This window comes from Streptomyces sp. NRRL S-350 (genome assembly GCF_000719705.1).
In the GTDB taxonomy this organism is placed as follows: Bacteria; Actinomycetota; Actinomycetes; order Streptomycetales; family Streptomycetaceae; genus Kitasatospora.
Genome location: NZ_JOHO01000090.1, coordinates 1 through 18163, shown reverse-complemented (window position 1 = coordinate 18163; position 18163 = coordinate 1). Strand labels below are relative to the sequence as shown.

Below are 18163 nucleotides of genomic sequence, written 5' to 3'. Positions count from 1 at the left end.
GAAGACGGCATACGAGATTTCTGCCTGTCTCGTGGGCTCGGAGATGTGTATAAGAGACAGCCCTCCGGCCACCCCTACCACCGCGTCGACGCCCCCGAGCACGCCAAGGCACCCGCCGGCGCCGAACGGCGCACCTCCTGGCACGACAAGCAGAAGGAGATCGCCGAGCGGCACGACGCCGTGCTCGCCGAGGCCGAGGCCAGGGAAGCCCTCCACGGCGACATCGAGGAACGCCTGAGCGACGTCCACTTCGCGCTGCCCCGGGAACTGCGCACCCTCACCGACCCCGGCACCGAGGCGTGGCGCCGCACCGCCGCCGACCTGCAGACCGACATCGAGGCCCGCCCGCACGAGCGGGAGGAGCTCCTCGCCGAAGCCGCCGACCGCCTGGAACTGGCCGGCGCCCGCGAACTCGCCCTCAAGGTCGCCGTCAGCCGCTTCGACCACCTGCTGACCGAACGCGGCCTCGACCCCGCCACCACCGGCGGCGACCACCCGAGCGCGGAGATCCGCCGCGAGGCCACCGAACGCTTCCGCGCCGACGCCGAACGCGACATCGCCCAGCTCTACGCCACCCGCGCCGACGTCACCCCCGAACGCAACGCCCTGGCCGCCCGCGCCCTGGAACACCGGCTGCGCCGGGCCGCCGGAGACCTGGACGTGCGGCAGGCACGCGCCGCGCAGACCGAACGGATCGAACGGGCGGTCGACGACGCCCACGCCGACTGGAAGCGGGAGAACCTCTCCGAGACCGACCGCGCCCTGCTGGACGCCGTCGGCGTGCCGAAGGACGCGCGGGTGTCGGAGGAGGCCCGCGACCAGGTCGCCGAGGCCATGCGGGAGCGGATCGCCGAGTTCCACGGCGCCTACCAGGACCGCACGGCCCTGCACGTGGACGACACCGAGCCGGGCACCGGCCGCCGGGACGAGGACGCGTTCCTGGAGATCAAGGACGAGAACGGCGAGGACCTCGCCGCCCTCGACTCCGCCCTCCAGGGGAAGGAGCAGCTCGAAGCCGACTTCCGGGCCGGCTTCGAGAGCCACCGGAGAGGGCTGGCCCACGAGTTCACCGTCCAGGCGGTCCGCGAGACCGTACTGAAGCGCTCCGTCGACGCGGTGGACGACGCGGCCGCGGCCTGGAAGACCAGCGCCCCCGACCAGTTCGGCCCCCAGACGCTGCACGAACTCGGCCTGGCCGACGGCCCGTCCCCGCGCGCGGTGGCCGCCGCCCGCGCCGACCTCGCCCGCCGCGCCGACCGCCTCGTCGCCGAGCACACCGCCGCCGAGCGCGACCCGGCCCGGCTCAAGGCCGAACTCGACCGGCTGACCTCGCAGGCCGAGGCCAACCGCCTGCTGGCCCTGCACGGCGCCCGCGAGGAGGCGGTGCGCGCGGCCGAGGACACCGCCCGCGCCGAGGTCCCGCACGACCTGGGCGGCCCCGGCGCCACCGACCGCACCGACCCGGCGGCCTCCGTCGAGACGGCCCTGGGACGGCCGGTGCGCGGCGCCCGCACCGACCGCTCCGAACCGCCGGCCTCCGCCGCGGCCCGGCGCGTGCGCGAGGGCTACACCGAGCGCATCCGCGCCGCCTTCGACGAGCACTTCCGCTCCCTGCTGCGCGACGGGGACGCCGACCACAAGGCGGCCCTGCCCGAGCGGCTGGAGCAGTGGCGGCGCGAGCGCGAACGGCTGACCGAGGGCCTGGACCTGCACGTCGCCTTCGAACGCGCCGTGCTGCCCGCCCGCGAGCACGCCGCCGCCGGCTACGACCGCCTCGCCGAGGGCCGCCAGGTGTCGCAGGAGGAGGTCCGGGAACTGAAGACCCGCTACGGCAGCGAGTTCTTCGACGCCTACAAGGACCACTGGGGCCCGGAGGACCTGGACGGCGAACGCTGGCGCGGCCACGAGGCGGCCAACGAGAACGTCTTCGGCCGCCGCCCGGCCGAGGAACGGCCCGAGACCGGGCCCGAAGCCGAGACCGCGCCCAAGCCGGAGCCCGGGACCGAGCCGGAGACCGGTCCCAGGCCGGAGAGCGAGGCCAGGCCCGAGACCGATCCCGACCCCGAGCCGACTCCCGACCCCGAGCCGACTCCCGTACCCGGGCCGCTCGCCCCGTCGGGCCCGCTCGTCCGCCCCCGGGACACGGCCACGGAGCCGGCCTCGAAGCCGAATCCGGGCCCGGCCCGCCCGCAGGACCGTGCACTCGTCGAGCAGGGCGACCTGCGTCCGGACCCGCTCCCGGCCAAGGACGCGCGGCCCGAACCGGCCGGTCCGCTGGTGCGGGAACCGGCCCGCCCGCCGGCGGCCCCGAAGGAGCGTCAGGCCGCCCAGGACCGCGACCAGGCGCCCGAAGCCCCGGCGCCCGCCTACCCGGTGGCGCAGCGCACGCCCGCCAAGGCCCCGTACTCGGACTCGGACGACGACTGGAGCACCGGCGGCGACAAGAGCGACGAGGACATCCCCCTGACAGCGGCGCCGACCGTCCAGGCCACCCAACCCGCTGCGACCGCGCCGCCGATCGAGCAGGGCTCGGTGCTGGACCTCCCCGACGAGCCCCTGCCCGCCAACACGTTCGAGGTCGCTCAACTGTGGCGCACTCGTGACCGGCTCCCGGACTTCTCCATCGTGGGCCACACGATGATGGCGCGGCACCCCGGGGACGGCTCGCCCCTCCCGGAGGACCCGGCCGCCCTCTTCCAGCACGCGGCCGACCTGGTCAACGCCCGGCTGCAGCGCATCCTCGTCCGGGCCCAGGAGGTCCGCGACACCCAGGCACCAGGCCACCAGGCCGCCGGGGTGCTGCTGGACACGCACGCCCTGCTGGCCGGCGACGGCTGGTCGCCCGCCTACATCAGCGAGTTCCTCCACCTGCAGATGCGGCTGCGCGCCAGTGAGGTGTACGGCCTCTTCCCTGAGCGACTGTTCGAACAGAACCCGCAGGCCCTGGACGGCGGCGGGCACTCGGGCGTGCGCATGCTGACCGGCTATGAGACGCCGCCGGACGGCGGGATGCAGCCGAGCCATGACGGCGGCTCGTTGCGCGGCGAAAACGGCGCTGCCGCCAAGTTCTACCAGTGGCTCGAGGGCATGGGCGGGAGCTCGGTCCACATCTGCAACTGGGCGGAGTCCCAGACCGGCGGATCTTGGTCGCCGGATTCCCTGGTCGCGAAACTGATGTTCGCCAACTTCCGTCGCGGCCAAGGTCCGGGTGTGGAGTACGCCTGGCGCTACTTCAGAAACAACGAGCGGCACGAGTACGGGCAGTCGTACGTGCGCAGCATGGTGGCCCAGCACGTCTTCACCTACGAGTTCCTGAAGAAGACGGAGCTGCCGAACGTGGACCGCGCCGCCGGGCAGGTCACCCTGTTCCGGCTGGAAGGCCAGAGTCACGTCGACAACGTGACCACCAGCGAAGGACGGCAGGTGGGTCATCCGATGACGCTCCTGCGGGGGGCGGCCGAATCGTTCAGCCTGCTGTCGCCCTTCAAGGAACCGCTGGACTCGAACGCCAACGGCGGTCCGTTCTACGTCACGATCCAGACCGTCCCGCTCCACCGGGTGTTCGGAACCCACCTGCAGGGCCGGCCGGGCGCACTCAACAGGTCGATGTTCTACGGCGAGGACGAGTTCGTCACGATGGCGGCGGGCCGGCCGATCATCTTCAACGGCACGGACGTGCCCCTCACCCCGCGCCAGCAGGCCGAGCAGCAGCAGGCCGCCCAGCCCGTCCAGCACGCCCAGGCGCCGGCGGCGCCCGCCCCCGTACCCCCGGCAGCCCCGGCCCCCGCCCCGCACCCGGACGCGCCGCCCGAGGGCCCGGGCGCGGTGCTGCCCGCCTCCTCCTGGGCCGACATCCGCACCTCGGCACCGCCCGCGCGGATGGACACGGTGCGCTTCGACCCCCTGGTGCGCGGCCAGGCGGGCCCGGGCGCCATCGCCGGGCCCGGCGTGCGCGACCAGTACGAGGCCCGGCAGTCGAGCCTGGGCGGACTGCACGGCGCCGACACCACGATCAGCTACGACGCGCGGCGCTTCGAGGCCCGACCGGGGCACTGGGTCACCGAGTTCACCCTGCGCCTGCACCTGCAGGCGCCCGACGGCCGCCCCCTGCCCGCCCGCGAGGCCGCCCGCATGCTCGACCGGGCCCGGGCGGTGGCCGACGAACGCTTCAACGAACGCTTCCGCCTGCCCGGCGGCGACCAGGTGCACCTGCGGGTGGAGGGCACGCAGGACGCGGCCGACGCGCACCAGAAGGTCACCGTGCTGCCCGGCCGCGAACGCAGCGACCAGCTCCACTGGTACGACCAGAGCCCGCCCGGCGTGCTGCTGCACGAACTGCTGCACTTCCTCGGCCTGCCGGACGAGTACGTCGAACCGGCGGCGACGCCGGGCGACGCGTTCGCGTTGCGCCGCCGCGACCGGTGGGCGGGCGAGAACGGGGTGATGGGCACCTCGGCCCACCGGGACGACTTCACCGTGCTGCCCCGCCACCTGCAGCGGATCGAGGACGTCCTGCGTTCGGGCCCGCTCCTGCGCGACCTGCCGCTCGGGCAGGAGCGCCCCCACCCGCAGACGCCCGGCGACCCGCTGCCGCAGCAGCACCCGGAGAGCGAGGGCCCCGGCGCCCCGGCCCCGGCGTCGGCCCCGGCGCACGAGTCGCGCGTGGACGTTTCGGACGACGGCCCGCGCCGGCCGGCCGCCGCACCGCCGTCCGACGAGCACGAGGCGACGGCGGTGGACCTGGCCCGGCGCCATCTCGAAGCCGCGGCTCAGGACCCGCAGCTCCACCAGTTCATGGGGTGGATCAAGGCCGGCGGGTTCACGAGCAAGCGCAACGACGAGGGCATGCTCAGGGTCCGTGAAGGGGACCGGTACGAGTCCGTGCTCGGCGACGTGCAGAGGTTCCTCGACCACGCGCAGGCACTGCAGCCGGCCGGGGAGCAGCCGACGGAACGGAAGCTGCGCCTGTACCGGGCGGTGCGGATGGGCCCCCAGGCCCGCGAACGAAACGTCTTCACCGAGCTGCTGCCGTCGTCCACCTCCTTCGACCGGCAGTTCGTCCAGGACTGGATGGCGAACGGGGGCGGCGCCGACAACTACGCGCTGTTCGAGATCAAAGTGCCGCTGTCCCACCCGATGCTGGCGCTGTCGTTCCCGCCGGGCCACGCCAGGGCGCAGGACGACCCGCCGGCGGTGAACGAGAGCCAGTCCGAGGTGACGCTGGGCCCCAGCCGTCTGACGGTGACCGAGCGCCAGGAGGACGGCTCCTTCCACATCATCCGGGTGGACAGCGACCCCATGACGGTCGCCGACATCCGGGCCGAGGTCGAGAACTGGTCCAGCAGCATGTCGGTGCCGGACGGGTTCCGGGAGTTCACCCGGTTCTTCAGCGAGGACTCGCTGCGGGCTGCCTACCCCTACGACCTCGCGCCCCACCACCGCATCACGGAGTCGTGGTCGGCGGACGGCCTGCGGAAGACCGTCAGGATCGAGCACCCGCACGAGAAGCTGAGCGGGCAGTTCCTGGAGGTGACGGTCAGCCACCAGGGCGAGTCCGTCTCGATCCTCTGGCGCTCCAGCGACGACACGCCGTCCGACGGAGGCGAACCCCGCGAGCGGGATCCGCTGGTCTACGACGCCGAGGGCATCGGCGACCTGAGCGGGAGCCTTCGCGCGCAGACGCTGGCCGAGCACCCCAGCTTCGAGTCGCTCGACCTTCCCTCCGACTGGTACGACCCCGAGCTGGCACCCGAGGTGCAGGACGAGCCGAACGTCCTCGACGACGGCCACGACCAGGGGCACCCCGCCACCGGCGAAGAACCGGTGACGCACGCGATCGTCGGCGAGGACGGCGACGACGTCGGTCGCTCCTTCCACACCACGGCCGACTGGCGCCTGCGCCAGGAGACGCACCTGGCCTTCCCCTCGCAGGCGACGACCGCCGAACACCAGGTCACCAACCCGGACTTCGCGCCGAAGCAGGCCGTCCGCCCCGACGGCGGCTTCGACTGGGCGGCCTACCAGCGGGGCGAGAACAAGCCCGGCGAGCGCGACGGCGACGACGCCGACGTCCAGGTGCCGTGGGATCCGAAGAGCAAGCCGTACTTCGCGAACCTGCACGGCACGGCGACGTGGTTGAAGGTCGCCGTGCGCACGTCCGACGGCAAGGAGGGCTACAAGTCCGTCTCGTACGGGGACTTCGGCGACAAGCTGAACCGCCGGGGGAGCCTGTCCGCCCGGCCGCAGGAGTCGCCGATCGTGCTGCAGGCGTGCGAGGCGGGCCTGTCCCGGGTGAACCTGCGGCTGGTCGCCGACGCCACCGGGCGCACCGTGCACGCGACGACCGGCAAGACCTACGTCGCCAAGGAAGCCGACGGCAGCACCAGGCTGGCCCTGTTGCGCCGACCCGGCCAGGACCGGCCCGAGTTCGTCACCGTCCACCCCACCGGCAAGAACACCGGCAACGACACCGGCAACGACACCGTCCACCCCACCGGCAACGACACCGTCCACCCCACCGGCAACGGCACGGGCACGGTCGCTTCCCGCACCCTCACCCAGAGCGCCGCCGCGCACGAGAGCGCCGAGGACACCCCCACCGCCCCCACCGTCATCGACACCCACGACGAGATCACCGTCCTGGGGGAGCCCGGCCAGAGCACCGCCGCGGCCGCCCGGAGCGGGAACGACCAGCCGCCGCCCGGCGGGCCGATGCGCCTGGTCGACCACCCGCTCGACGTCCCGATGCGCCTGCCCGGCCCGGACGCCGCAGACCCGTTCCCGTCCACGCACGAGTGGGGGCAGCTGGGCGACCTGCGCCGGCAGATCGCCGACCTGCCCGAGGGCAGCCCCGAACACCGGCAGCTGCAGAAGCAGATCGACCGGGCCCAGGACAGGCTCCGATCGGCCTTCACGACCTTCCTCGACCACGACGGCAGCGACCTCGCCGCCGCGGTCCACGCCCGCGAGGAGGAGATCGTACGGCTGCGGACGCAGCCGCCCCCGGCCCCGGGGACGTGGCAGGAAGCCCACCAGCGCCGCCTCCTGGACACCCTGGAGCTGGAGGTCCGCGAACTCCAGGCCGAACTCCACCGCCACGCCCTGGACACCGAGTCCAAGCAGCGGATGGTCCCCAGCGCGCGGGACCTCGAAGTGGTGCGGCACCTGCAGGACCCGCAGGCGCACCCGCTGACCGCGGAGGAACACTCGCAGCCCCTCCTGGAGCGCCTCACCCGCGCCGGTGTCGACTGGAACTCCCTGCACGAGGTCCAGGCGGCAGCCCTGGTCATGGTCGAACGCAAGGCGATGGCCTTCGAACAGCGCGACCGCGCCCTGCTCACCGAGAAGCTGACCGCCGCCACCGGCGAGTGGGGGTGGGCGGCGAGGTACCCCCGCGACACCCCCGAGGCGGTCGACCGGCTGATCACCGACGTCGAGAACCACATGCGCACCAACATGTTCATCGCCACCAACTTCCACTTCGACCAGCCGCTCAACGCCAACCGCCAGACCACCTTCGGCACGCCCGGCCGCGGCTTCGGCTGGTGGGGATCGAAGTCGAAGACCCTGCTGGACAAGCTGCTGGCCGACCAGCAGGGGCTGTTCCGCAACGCCTGGGAGACCGGCGCCTCCCAGGCCGCGGTCGTCCCCTCGCGCCGCGGCGGCGTGGAGGAGCACTTCGGCTACGCGCCCGCCCTGCGCCGCAGCCACGACAGCCGCCACCTCTTCCAGGACACCGGCAGCGAGGACAGCCGGTTCGCGCCCACGAAGGGCGACCGCGCCGTCCTGCCCAAGTACGGGGCACTGGTCTCCGACCTGCAGCCCTTCGGCGTGGCACGCCGCTACGGCGCGTTCGCGCTGCACTGGTCCGACAGCGTCCGCGGCCGCGCCACCCACACCCCCAACGACTCCTGGACGGCGCGCGAGAAGGGCGCCCTGTCGGTGACCTCCGACTCCCACCTGCTGCCGCTGCTGCTGTGGGGCGAACCGGCCATGGTGGAACGGGTCTTCGGTGAGGCGACCGACTTCCGGCACGATCCGGAGTTCGGCGCGCGGATGCTCACCGAGGGCATGGACACCAACAGCTACTTCGAGACGCAGATCCACGGCCCGCTGTCCTGGGGGGACCTGCGGCACATCGTCATCAGCCACCAACGGCAGAGCGACACGCCCGCCCCCCGGCGCGACGCGCAACTGCCCACCCGGGAGCGGGCGGAGGAGATCGCCGACAAGCTCCGCGCGTTCGCGGCGGAGAAGGGCCACACCTTCACGGTGGAACTGCGCCCGGCCGGCACCATGCCGGAGCGCAACCGCCCGCAGGACGTCCTGGTCCCCACCCCCGTGGCCGCCCCGGCCCCGCAGCCGCACCCCGGCCCCGCCCCGGCCCCGCAGCCGCACCCCGGCCCCGCCGAGGCCCCGCAGCAGTCCGGGCACCCGGACACCGCGCTGACGGCGGTGCCCGACGCCGGGCACTTCGGCCCGGCCTCCGAGCACACGCCGCCCGCCGTCCCGCCGCCCGCAGGCCCGCCGGCCACCGACCGCCGCAGCGAACTGCGCGCGGCGCTGGTCCACCACGAAGCCTCGGGCGCCTACCGGCTGGACGACCCGGCCGTCGGCCCGCAGGCCCGGCAGCGGATGGCCGGGACACTGGACCGCTTCCCCGCCGACCCGCGCTTCCTCACCGTGGCGATGCACACCGGCCCCGACGGCGTGCCGCGCTGGCAGGGCACCCGGGTCACCGAGGGCGAAGTCGCCGACCTGCTCGCCTCGTTGTACGAACAGCGGGCCTGGGACGGGAGCAAGCCCGTCCAGCTGGTGGCCTGTTCGTCGGCCCGCGAGGGCGAGAACTCGTTCGCCGCCGGCGTCCTGCGGGAGCTGCGCCTGCGACTGCCCGGCCTGGACCTGGAGGTCTACGCCCCCAGCGGCCTGGCCTGGTTCATGCCCCCGGTCTCGGCACCGTTCCGCACCGACCCGACCGGCCCCGGCGTCCTGGTGGTCGGGCGACAGGCCGGCTTCGACAGCTCCGGCCGTCCCGTCCTGGTGGAGGGCGGCGGCTGGGTGGGCCTGACGGCCCCCCGGGGGGCGTCCCCCGACGCCCCGCCCGTGGTGCGCACCCTCGGCGCCCACCTGCCGGCGGACGCGGCCCTCCCGCCGCGTTCGGCGCCGGCTCCCGAGGGCTACACCGTGATACCGGCCCGATCCGCCTCGCCGGACAGCGGGTTGACGTCGCACGGCGACGCGGTGGCGTTCTCCGGACGCAGGCGCAAGGGCGGGATCGCGGACTCGGAGTCGGACCCGGGATCGGGCTCGGACCCGGGCGGGGGCCCGAACCCGGGCAAGCGCATCCGGCCCGACGACACCGTCGATTCGGACGAGGAGATGGACTCGGACGGCACCGCCGGTGAGCTCGCCGAGTCGGCGCAGGTGTACCGCGACTTCCTGCAGCGTGTGAACGGGCGTTCCGACCAGCTCGCGGTCATGTGGGGCAGGGCCGAGGCGGCCGGCGCCCCGGAGGGGGTCTTCGCCCGGCTCACCGAGGAACGCGATGTGCTGACGGCCATCCAGAACGTCGGCCTGGTCCACTCGGTGCGGGCGGCCGACGCGCTGCTGGGGCTGCTGAACCCGCGGACGGAGAACCGGCGCGAGGACCTGATCGAGCGCCGCGACGACCTGGCCGAGAACGCCGTCGCACTGCCCTCCGCCGACCGGTTCCGGAGCCTGCACGCCGAGGTGATGAGCCGCTACGACCCCGCGGGCGACCACCTCAGCCACAACTGCGAACTCCGGGCCCACGCCCTGTCCGAGCTCGTCAACACGGCGAACCCGGGGATCGGCCGCGGGCACCTCGCCAAGGTCTGGGCCCGTCCCGCCACCGAGCACGGGCAGCTCCACCCGGCCCACCGGTGGAACCACCACGTCGCGGTGCTGGTCGAGACGGCGCACGGGAGCCGGGTGATCGATCCGCTGCTCTTCCCCGACCGTGCGGTCACCGTGGGGCAGTGGCGGGAGGCGCTCTCCATACCGGGGGAGGGGACGCCGCTGACGCACACGGCGCCGTGGGAGTTCTTCGGCGCCCCGAACCGCGAGGGCCGGGTCGACACCGCGTCCGCCGTCCTGATCGACGAGGGGACCAGGGGGCAGATCGACGGGTGGAAGCGCCGAAGCGTGACCCCGGCGGACGACGCACACGTCTTCGGGGACACCGACACCAAGAACGCCGCCACCAAGGGCGCCGAGGCCAAGGGGACCGAGGCCATCACGTCCGACCTGGTCGAGATGGCGCTGTCGGGCAAGCAGACGTCGACCCACGTCCAGGGGGAGGGGAAGCAGGAGGGGACGGCCGAAGGCAAGGGCAAGGACAAGGCCGAGGACACCGCCGGGAACACCGCCCAGGACACCGCCCCCAAGCCGGACCCCGACACCGTGGAGGCGGCGAAGCTGGTCCTGGACGACTCCCTCCTCGCCCCGCTCTTCGCCGGCACCGACAAGTCCGTGACCTACGCCGTCATCGGCCTGGCGTTGAAGGGCGACAAGAGCTGGCAGACGACCGAGGCCGTCACCAACGGCAAGGAGTTCTCCGTCACCGGCAGCCGGTCGCTCGAGGCCGCCACCCGCTGGGGGGATACGAACGACCTGCGGTCGCAGCGCACCGACGCCGAGGTGAACGGGCTGGCGCTGGCCTTCCGGCAGATGGAGGACTGGGACTTCACGCCGGTGCCCCATCCCTCGGAGAAGCGCGGCAAGCCCCCGGAGAAGGCCGTCCGGCAGCCCGCCGCCGCACTGCCCCCCCAGCCCGAGGGCGTGCTCACCGTGCTCTCCTCCCAAGGCACGTGCGCGAGCTGCAAGCACGTCGTCAAGGACTTCCAGGAGGCGTTCCCGGGGGTCAGCGCCTACGTGGGGTACGCCAACGCCAAGGGGGAGCCGACCTTGCGGACCAGCCCTCGGACCTACGGCAAGGGCAGCCGGAACGAGACGGAGGGCCACATCGAGTACGGCTGGGCGGACATGACCTGGCTCGGCTCCGCCAGCAAGCACGTGCCCCGCGGCAAGGACATCGTCTTCAAGTACTTCCCCTCGAAGAACGGCGAGTCCGCCTGGAACCAGAGGCTCACGGACCGGGCGGCCGAAGCACAGCGGGCGGCGGAGGAAGCGGCACGGGCGGCAAGGGCTGCCGCCGAGGCCAATGCCGTGAACGAGATCAACGCTGCACTCCCCTCGATGGTGGCGAAAGCGGTCACGGCGTTCGCCGCGTCGTACCGGGGAGAGCCGGACGCCTTCCTGAAACAACTGGACCGACACATGAAGGACTCGCCGCGGGCCTGGAAACCCACCTCGGACCTCCGCAAGGCCATCGAGCGCTGGTACCGGAAGGACCCTCGGCCCGCGCTGACGGGCTTCTGACGCGGGGCCCGGACCGCCCGGTGAACGCCGGGCGGTCCCGGCGCCGTTCACCGGGTGGAACCGAGCGGGGAGCAGGAGATGGATCAGCGGCAAGGGCGTGCGGACGCGGGGGAGTTCCGTCTGGCGGCGGTCTTCGACATGGTCGACCCGTTGACCGGGCCGGGCTTCTCGGCGGAGCGCGAGGTGGTGGAGGACGCGACGGAACGCGCCGCGCTGGCCGGGTACCTGCGGGCCGGCGCGGCGGTGCTGGTGACGCCGATGCTCATGGACGACGTCTTCGACACCTCCCGCCGGGGCGCCGTCCCGCTGAACTACCGCACCGACGGCGAGTGGATCTGGACCGACACCGTCACCTACTACCTGGAGGAGTACGACCTCGCTCCCGAGCCCGGGCTGCTGGCGCACCTGCGCGAGCGCGGCGACGCCCGCCCGCAGCCGGACGCGGCGACCCTGCAGCGGGCGGCCGACTTCGTCCTCCACCCGCCGCGGCCGGCCGAGCCGGTGTGGCGCCCGGACTCCGACTGAACCCCGCGCGCCCCGCCGTCCGTGGGTAGGTGAGGGACGGCTGCGCCGTGCGAGCGCTGAGGCCGGGACGGCCGTTCCTGTCGGGTGTCGTCGTCGAGGGCCAGGGGGCCTGGGTGGGCAAGGAACGGAGCGGACGGGAAGGTCGGCCGGAGGGCGGGGGCATCCAACTGCCCGCCGTGGCCTGGGCCGTGCCCGAGCCGGTGGAGGAGAACACGCGCGGCGCTGAGGCCGGGGCCGCGGTGGAGGCACCCGCGGCGGTGGGCGCGGCCGGCGCGGCGCCGCAGGTGGCGCCGCCGCAGGGCGCCGGGCCCGCCGCCGGGGCCGCCGGGGCCGCCGGGGCGCCCGCCGGGGTGACCGCCGTGGCCGGGGCCGGCGCGTTCGGGCAGGATCCGGCGGCCGAGGAGGCGGGCGCGCGCCGCATCCCGAAGCCGATGGTGGCCGCCGCGGTGATCGCCGGCCTGGTGCTGGCCGGCGTGCCGCTGGGCATCGCCGGGTTCGGCGGGGACGGCCCGGGCCCGCACGGCGCGGACGGGCCGCCGCCCGCCGGGTACTCGCAGCCGGACGGCGGCGGCGACGGCTACGTTCCGGGGGCCGACGCCCCCGGCAACCCGCCCGCCGACCAGCCCCTGCAGCCGGGTCAGCCCGCTCAGCCGGCCGGCGCCCCGGCGCCGGGGGAGGGCGTCGTCCCCGCGGCAGTCGGGGCCGCCGCCGCTGCCGCCCTGCCCGGTGTCGTTCCGGCCCCCGGCGGCGGCCAGGGCGCCGCGCCGGGCACCGGACGCCCCGCCGGCGGCGGCGCCGCGCCCGGCCAGGCGGCACCGCCCGCCTCGGCGCAGGGCGGCGGCCAGGGCGGCGGTCAGGGCGCCGGCGCGCCGCAGACCCAGCCCCAGCAGCCGCCCGCCGCCCAGCAGCCCCCGGCGGGCCAGCAGCCCGCCCCGCCCCCGGCCAAGCCCGTCCAGCCGGCCCCGCCCCCGCCGCCCACCTACAACGGCGTCGCGGGCCCGGGCTGCGGAGGGTCCACCTCCATGCAGCTCATCGGCTGGTACGACAACGGCCAGGAGGGCTGGCGGAAGAACTCCGGCGGCTACACCGGCGACGGCTGCAGCGGCGGCTTCACCTCGGTGCCGATGTCCGGCGACGCGAACGACGACAAGAGCAACTCGGTGGTGTGGACCTTCAACACCGGCTCGCTCACCACCGGCACCTGCCAGCTGTCGGTGTACGTGCCCAACGGCGACCTCAAGGCGGTCGGCGGCGCCCCGACCTACTACACCGTGCAGAACAAGACCTTCCCGGTGAACCAGGTCGCCAGCCGGGGCCAGTGGGTCTCGGCCGGATCGTTCCCGCTCAGCGGCGGCAGGATCGCCGTGGTGATGCACAGCCGGGGCCTGGACTGGAACGGCGGCACCAAGACCTACGCCCACCACGCCGCCTCCGCCGTCAAGGCGAACTGCACCGGCTGACCCCCGCCGCAGCCGGCAGCCCCGGCACCCCAGCCCCACCAGCACCACAGCCCCGAACGACGGAGGAGAACGCCCCATGACCCGCCATGTGCTGACGGTCTGTGCGGAGCAGCGCGACGGCGGCTACCGCACGATCGGCGCCGCCCTGGAGGCGGCCCGCAGCGGAGCGGTGATCAGCGTCCGCCCGGGCCGCTACGAGGAGAACCTGGTGATCACCAAGATGGTGACCATCACCGCCGAGGAGCCCCGCGGCAGCGTGCGCATCTCCCCCCGGCGCGGCGCGGTGGTGCAGGTGGTGGCCGAGGCCGTCCAGCTCACCGGGCTGGTGCTCCAGGGCCAGGACGAGGAACTGCCCACCGTCGACGTCCCGCGCGGCCAGGCCGCCCTGGAGGACTGCGAGGTGGCCGGCAACTCCTGGACGGCCGTACTGACCCGCCAGCAGGGCTCGCTGGCGATGCGCGGCTGCCGCGTCGTCAACCCGGCCGGAGCCGGCATCGTCGAGACCTCGACCGGCACCAGCGTGATCGAGGACTGCGTGATCGAACACCTCGGCAGCTCCGCCGTGGTGATCGGCGAACGCGCCAACCCCGTCGTGCGCGGCTGCGTGCTGCGCGACGCCCGCGGCAACGGCGTGTGCGCCAACGGCGAGGGACGCGGCTCGATCGAGGACTGCGAGATCTCCGCCACCGACAAGCCCGGCATCGCCCTGGAGGAGAACAGCACCACCCGGGTGCTGCGCACCACCGTCCGGGACGTGTCGATCGGCGTCTACGTCTCCTCCGCCGCCGAGGTGCTGCTGGAGGACTGCACGGTCAGCGCCACCCGCAGCCACGGCGTGGTCCTGGCCGGCGGCACCGACCCCCTGGTGCGGCGCTGCCGCACGGTGCGCACCCGGGGCCACGGCATCCACGTCACCGGACGCTCCCGCGGCCGCTTCCACGAGTGCGAGGTGGCCGGCGCCGAAGCCGCCGGGATCCTGGTGGACGAGTCCTCCAGCCCCGCCCTGACCCGCACCGCGGTCTCCGACAGCGCCGGCGCCGGAGTGGAGCTGGTCGGCGAGAGCGCCGCCGAGTTCGACCGGCTGGAGGTGCGCGGCGCCACCGGCGCCGGGGTGAGCGTGCGCGACGGCGCCAACCCGCTGCTGCGCCGCCTGGACGTCGCCGAGGTGCACGGCCACGGCGTCGAGGTGCTGCGGGAGGGGCGCGGGCGGCTGGAGTCGTGCGTGCTGTCCGCCACCGGGCGGGCCGCGCTGCGGGTCGCCGACGGCGGCAACACCCAGGTCGGCGGCTCCACCGTGCGCGGCACCGCCCCGGCCGCCGGCCCCGGGACGACCGGGGCGGTCAGCGGAGTCGAGATCGGCCCCGGCGGCGTCGCCTCGCTGCGCGACTGCGACATCGCCGAGTGGAGCGGCGAGGGCGTGCTCGTCGAGGACGGCGGCGAACTCACCATGGCCCGCGCCCGGGTGCACGGCAACCGCCGCCACGGCGTGCTGCTGGGCCCGGGCGCCCGGGCCGCGCTGACCGGCTGCGAACTGACCGACAACGCCGGCGACGGGCTGCGCGCGGAGTCCGAGGAGCCGGTGCGGATCACCGGGTGCACCGTCGCCGGCAACCGCGGCTCGGGGCTGCGCCAGACCAGGCCCAGCAGCCGGCTGTCCGTCCAGGACCTCACCAGCCGGGACAACGGCCGCGCCGACAGCCACGGCAGCGTCGGCGCCGGCGCCCAGGACGGGCCCGCCGCGCCCCGCCCGGCCGGCGCGCCCGGCGACAGCGGCCTCGACGCCGGGGGCCGGGACGACGGCGCCGAGGCGGCCCGGCACCCGGACGCCGCCCCGCCGCCGCCCGAGCCGGAGGGGCCGCAGGCGGCCCTGCAGGCGCTGGTCGGCCTGGAGGGCGTCAAGGAGCAGGTGGCCACCCTGGTCAACCTCAACAAGCTGGCCCGGCGCCGCGAGCAGGCCGGCATGCCGGCCCTGCCGATGGGCCGGCACCTGATCTTCGCCGGGCCGCCCGGCACCGGCAAGACCACCGTCGCCCGCCTCTACGGCGCCATCCTGGCCGAGCTCGGCGTCCTGCGCAGCGGCCACCTCACCGAGGTCGCCCGCGCCGACCTGGTCGCCTCGATCGTCGGCGGCACCGCGATCAAGACCACCGAGGTCTTCCAGTCGGCGCTCGGCGGCGTGCTGTTCATCGACGAGGCGTACACGCTGTCCGCCGGAGCCGGCGGCACCGGCCCGGACTTCGGCCGCGAGGCGATCGACACCCTGGTGAAGCTGATGGAGGACCACCGCGACGACGTGGTGGTCATCGTCGCCGGGTACTCGGAGGAGATGCGCGAGTTCCTGGGCTCCAACCCCGGCCTGGCCTCCCGGTTCAGCCGCACCGTCGAGTTCCGCAACTACTCGGCGGAGGAACTGGTCACCATCGTCGAACGGGCCGCCGCCGCCCACGGCTACGAACTGGACGCCGCCGCCGTGGACGCCCTCGGGGCGCACTTCACCCGCATGCCCAAGGGCGCGGACTTCGGCAACGGCCGCGCGGCCCGCAAGGTGTTCGAGGAGATGGTCGACCGCCAGGCGTCCCGGCTGGCCGGACTCGCCGAGGTCACCGACGCCGACCTGCCGCTCCTGCTGCCCGAGGACCTCGGCGAACAGGCCGCCGCACGGGCGGACGGGCGCGGCAGCGCCGGCGCCGCCGACGGGCGCAGCGAACTGCTGGAGCGGCTGCGCTCGATGGTCGGCCTGGCCGCCGCCAAGGAACAGGTCGAGAACCTCGTCAACCTGATCACCCAGGTGCGCCGCCGCGAGGAGGCCGGCCTGCCCACCGCCAAGATCAGCCACCACCTGGTCTTCGCCGGCCCGCCCGGCACCGGCAAGACCACCGTCGCCCGCCTCTACGGCGCCCTGCTCGCCGAACTCGGCGTCCTGCCGGACGGCCGGCTCGTCGAGACCGCCCGCGCCGACCTGGTCGGCCGCTACATCGGCCACACCGCCCAGCTCACCCGCGACGCCTTCGAACGCGCCCGCGGCGGCGTGCTGTTCATCGACGAGGCCTACACCCTCACCCCGCGCGGCGGCGCCGCCGGCGGCGACTTCGGCCAGGAGGCCGTCGACACCCTGATGAAGCTGATGGAGGACCACCGCGACGAGGTCGTGGTGATCGTGGCCGGCTACCAGGAGGAGATGCAGGGCTTCCTCGCCTCCAACCCCGGCCTGGCCTCCCGGTTCACCCAGCAGATCGCCTTCGACCACTACAGCGCGCAGGAACTCGTCACCATCGTGCGGGTGCAGGCCGAGGAAGCCGGGTACGTCTGCGCCCCCGAGACCCTCACCGCACTGACGCAGCTGTGCGAAGCCGTCCCCCGGGACCGCAACTTCGGCAACGGCCGCTTCGCCCGCCAGACCCTGGAGGCGATGGTGACCCGGCAGGCCGGGCGCCTGGCCCGCCTCGACATCGGCGACGTGTCGGAACTGAGCCTGCTGCTGCCCCAGGACATCCCCGCCCTGCTGCAGGGGAGCGGCGTGTGACGGGCGCCCGCCCCCGCCGCGCCGGGCGGATCCGCCGGGCCGGGGCCGCCCCGGCGGCGGCCGCGGCGCTGTGCTGCGGCGTCCTGCTGGCACCGGCCGTGCCCGCCGCCGCCACGGGCCCGGGCCCGGGTGCCGCCACCGCCGGGGCCCGCCCCGGGGCGCGCCCCTCCGGCGGCGCCGACTCCGGGGCCCTGCCCGTGATCGGCCAGTCCAAGGGTCCGGCCACCGCGGACGGCTGCGTCAAGCCCTCCGACAAGGACACCGACCGCATGCCGTGGGCCCAGACCTTCCTGCGCCCCGAGGCCGCCTGGCAGCTCAGCCGCGGCGGCGGGGTGAGCGTCGCCGTCGTCGGCTCCGGAGTCGACCCCGCCTCCGGCGTCCTGGGCCAGCGCCTGACGGCCGGCCCGCGCGAGTACGGCACCGGCGCCTCCACCCGCGACTGCGTCGGCCACGGCACCTTCCTCGCCGGACTGATCGCGGCCCGCCACCAGGACGGCGTCGGCTTCGCGGGCATCGCCCCCGAGGCGCGGATCCTCGCCGTGGCCGTCACCGACGACAACGGGAACACCACCGCGGCCCTGTTGGCCAAGGGCATCCGGGACGCGGCCGACGGCGGCGCCCGGGTGATCGCGCTCGCCCTGCCCGTCCAGGCCGGCAACGAGGAGCTGGCCGGCGCCGTCCGCTACGCCGACGGCAAGGGCGCCCTGGTCGTCGCCCCGGCCGGCCCCGACCAGAGCGGCGGTGCCGGGGCCGCCCAGGGCGCCGGCCAGGCCCCCGCGGAGGTCCTGACGGTGTCCGACCTGGGCCCCGACGGCGCCCCGCCCGGCGGCGGCCCGGGCTCGGGCGGCTCGGGCTCGGGCGGCTCGGGCGCGGGCGCGGTCGCCTCGGGCGTGTCCAGGGTGTCGGTCGCCTCGGCAGGGCCGGACGCCCCGGCGGCCCCGGGCGGCGGCGCCGCGACGGGCCGCGTCGACCTGGTGGCCCCCGGCGACGCGATGATGAGCGTCGGACCGGGCGCCAAGGGCTACTTCACCGGCTCCGGCCCCAGCTTCGCCGCCGCCGTCGTGGCCGGCACCGCCGCCCTGGTCCTCGGCTACCGCCCCGACCTCGGCCCGGCCCAGCTCAAGGACCGCCTCACCTCGACCGCCTACCACCCGGGCACCCGACTGCCCGACCCCCGCCTCGGCTACGGCACCGTCGACCCCCTGGCCGCCCTCACCGCTGTCTCTTATACACATCTCCGAGCCCACGAGACAGG

General features: G+C 74.9%; 5 protein-coding genes. All 5 read left to right on the top strand.

Going from position 1 to position 18163, the window contains the following annotated elements; all coding sequences use genetic code 11:
- Positions 1-45: 45 nt before the first annotated feature.
- Entirely contained in the window at positions 46-11400 is an 11355-nt protein-coding gene (locus IF30_RS42605; protein WP_037902576.1) for a protein-glutamine glutaminase family protein, read from the top strand.
- A 78-nt stretch (positions 11401-11478) separates the two neighbouring features.
- Positions 11479-11925, top strand: coding sequence for a hypothetical protein (locus IF30_RS0137630; protein WP_037902573.1), 447 nt, complete (start codon positions 11479-11481; stop codon positions 11923-11925).
- Positions 11926-11972: 47 nt separating this feature from the next.
- Positions 11973-13385: a hypothetical protein gene (locus IF30_RS48345; RefSeq protein WP_030247092.1), complete on the top strand. Its 1413-nt coding sequence runs from the start codon at positions 11973-11975 to the stop codon at positions 13383-13385.
- A 76-nt stretch (positions 13386-13461) separates the two neighbouring features.
- On the top strand, positions 13462-16908 hold the full coding sequence (locus IF30_RS0137620) for a right-handed parallel beta-helix repeat-containing protein (protein WP_030247090.1): 3447 nt from the start codon (positions 13462-13464) through the stop codon (positions 16906-16908).
- Positions 16905-18163, top strand: a 1259-nt coding sequence (locus tag IF30_RS0137615; protein WP_051712067.1) for a S8 family serine peptidase, incomplete at its 3' end; no start/stop codon positions are given. The genes IF30_RS0137620 and IF30_RS0137615, both read left to right, overlap by 4 nt.

What these genes read in the sequence shown, in the direction of transcription:
- IF30_RS0137630 (WP_037902573.1), top strand. Translation starts at nt 11,479, where the DNA reads ATGGATCAGCGGCAAGGGCGTGCGGACGCGGGGGAGTTCCGTCTGGCG.
- IF30_RS0137620 (WP_030247090.1), top strand. Translation starts at nt 13,462, where the DNA reads ATGACCCGCCATGTGCTGACGGTCTGTGCGGAGCAGCGCGACGGCGGC.